The organism is Lentzea sp., from assembly GCF_036380075.1.
Lineage (GTDB): Bacteria > Actinomycetota > Actinomycetes > Mycobacteriales > Pseudonocardiaceae > Lentzea.
On sequence record NZ_DASVFL010000025.1, the window covers coordinates 1 to 2,707 of the forward strand.

Annotated in this window: 3 protein-coding genes; 1 reads left to right on the forward strand and 2 read right to left on the reverse strand. The window is 68.0% G+C overall.

Translation table 11 applies throughout. From position 1 onward, the window contains the following. Nucleotides 1-30: 30 nt before the first annotated feature. Both VF330_RS02700 and VF330_RS02705 read right to left on the reverse strand, forming a co-directional pair. Complete coding sequence (locus tag VF330_RS02700) at nt 31-507, reverse strand: DUF6924 domain-containing protein (RefSeq protein ID WP_330849863.1); 477 nt, start codon at nt 505-507, stop codon at nt 31-33. A gap of 95 nt (nt 508-602) precedes the next feature. Then, nucleotides 603-1,076, reverse strand: coding sequence for a DUF6924 domain-containing protein (locus tag VF330_RS02705; protein WP_330849864.1), 474 nt, complete (start codon nt 1,074-1,076; stop codon nt 603-605). A 391-nt stretch (nt 1,077-1,467) separates the two neighbouring features. Between VF330_RS02705 and VF330_RS02710 the strand changes: the two genes are divergently transcribed. After that, complete coding sequence (locus tag VF330_RS02710) at nt 1,468-2,676, forward strand: cytochrome P450 (protein WP_330849865.1); 1,209 nt, start codon at nt 1,468-1,470, stop codon at nt 2,674-2,676. Nucleotides 2,677-2,707 lie beyond the last annotated feature (31 nt).

Genomic DNA, 2,707 nt, shown 5'->3' on the forward strand with positions numbered 1-2,707 from the left:
ACGATGCCGCCCCTCCCTTCCGAATGCATCTCAGTCCCGGGAATCGTCGCGTGCCGGGAAGGTGCGTGACTTCGCCGGCTGGTTGAAGGACATCAGCTCGGCCAGCGCCTGGTGATATCGCGCCGAAAGGCGATAGACGCCGGAATCGTCCAGACCGTCGAGGTAGTCGTCGAAGCTGTTGTTGTCGATGGCCAGGTTGCCGATGGCGGAGTTGGCGGCGTCCAGCACTGCTCGGAACGCACGACCGGGTTCCTCCCTGACGTCGATCAACAACACCGAGCGCTCGGCGGAGGCGAAAGTCTGCTCGTCGGCGACGACGAGCAGTGGATAAAGCCGGTCAGAAGGCACCAGCGCCACCAGTTCCGGCACGGTCAGGCCTTGATGACCAGGGTCGGCCAGGACCGTCAGCCAGCCGGTGTCGATCTCTTCCAGCAGAGACTGCCACGCCTGCTCATCGGTGAAATCGGTGCGCAGCAGCGGCGAGAGTTCGCTTTCGGGCAGGATCACACGTCCTCCGGAGTTCGGCGGCAGATGGCCGGCGTTGCACGGCAACTGCTTGATGGGGACTGGACGGCTGTGTGCGCGGATCCAGGCTGCCACGACTAACGCGACACGGGAGCTGCCACCTCACCGGGTTGGTTGAACGCCGGCAAGTCGGCTGATGCCTGGTCGTGAAGCTTCGGGAGACGGTAGACACCAGAGCCGTCGAGACCGTCCAGGTAGTAGTCCTTGAACCGCTGGTTGTGGAACGTCAGGTTGCCGATGGCGTATCGGAACGCCTCCGGTGCGGCTCGGAACGTCCGGCCGGGTCTCTCCACCACGTCGACCAGCAGCAGCGGACGCTCGGCGGAGGTGAACGTGGTCTTGTCGGCGACGGCGAGCACCGGGTAATAGCTGCCAGGTGGGACCAACGCCACCAGTTCGGGGACGGTCAGGCCGCGGTGCTGACGGTCGGGCATGACCGTCAGCCAGTCCGTGCCGACATCCTCCAGCAGCGCGTGCCATGCCCGCTCATCGGTGAAATCGGTGCGCAGCAGCGGTGAGAAGGGGCTGCTCGGCAGACTCCGTGCGGTCATGCGCCCTCCAGAACTCGGCGGCGGCGACCAAGCGTCCGTCGATCGGGAAACAGGAACTCCCGGGCAGCCTAGGACCGCCGCACCCGCTCGCGGTGCTTCCCGGATCGAACTTGGTTGAACAGGCAGAATTTCCTGCCCGCCTTCGCACCGCGTTCGCGACAGGTCACCGGGGCGGGCGGGACTCGGCGCATCCGGCGCGGCGGCCACACTGGCGCCTGGCGGCGAACCCGGCCGGAGAGTCCCTCCTGTCATTTCGGGTTGTCTGCCGTGTCCTTTCGGGCGACGTCGGAGCCGGTCCGGGCCGGATCGGCTCATGATGCGGTGGACCCGAGGCCAGGCGCTCGTGCATCTGCCCGGCCGAACCCTCCTCCGCGACAGGAGCGATGCCGAGATGTCTTCCCCGGACGAGAGCGCTCTGGTCGCCAACCGGCACGGTCATGGGAACTTCGCCGTGGAGCGGCAGCTGAGCGCTGTCGGCGAGGTCCACCTGGCGCGGATACCCGGCGGGCCGCAGGTGTGGGTGGTCACGACCGGTGTGGAACAGGCGAGGGCCCTGCTCGCCGACACCGTCAGGTTCAGCAAGGACTCCGCTCTGCTGCGCGGCGCGATCCAGGCTCAACTGGCGAAGTCCGATCACGGGGTGCGGCTGTCGGGGATGTACGGCCCGTCGATGATGTACGCGGACGGAGCCGACCACGCGCGGTTGCGGCGGTTGGTCGCGAAGAACTTCACCGGGGCGCGGGTGGAGCTGCTGCGGCCGCGGGTGCGCGAGCTGACCGCGCGACTGCTGGCGGCCGTCCCCACCGATGTACCGGTCGACCTGGTCGCAACGTTCACGTTCAGGTTGCCGATCACGGTGCTCTGCGAGCTTCTCGGCCTTCCCCTGGAGGATCGCGACAAGATCCACGAGTGGACCACCGCGCTCGTGCTCGACGACCGGGACCGCACGGTTCCCAGCTCCGACGCGCTGGCCGACTACCTCGACCGGCAGATCGCCCGAGTTCGTGCGATGCCGGACGACGGACTGCTCTCCGCATTGGTCCACGCCTCCGTCGACGGTGACGCGCTCACGGCCGACGAACTCATGGCGCAGCTGTTCCTGTTGGTGGTGAGCGGGCACGAGACGACCTCGGGCCTCATCGCCAACACGATGTACGCGCTGCTGGTGCGACCCGGACGCTGGCGCGCTCTGGTGGCAGACCCGGCGCTCGCGCGCGCCGCCCTGGACGAGACACTGCGCTATGACCCGCCCGTCCGGAACGCGACCCACCGCGTCACCCTCGAGGCCGTGGAGTTCGGGGGAACAACCGTGCCGGCGGGCCAGATCCTGATGATCTCGCTCAGTGCCGCCGGACGTGACCTGGGCACGACGGACGACACCGCCGACTTCGATCTGCACCGGAAAGTCCGTCACCACGTCGCGTTCGGCCACGGTCCTCACCACTGCCCGGGTCAGCAGCTCGCCCTCCTGCAGGCCGAGACGGCCCTGACCGCTCTGGCCACGGGTTTCCCGAACACGCGGCTGCTCGACGCGTCACCACCCCGGTCGCAGTCCTCGATCCTGAGCGGGATCGCCGCATTGACGCTGGTGCTGGCGTAGCCGACTCGACCGCCCGGAAACGACGGTGCCC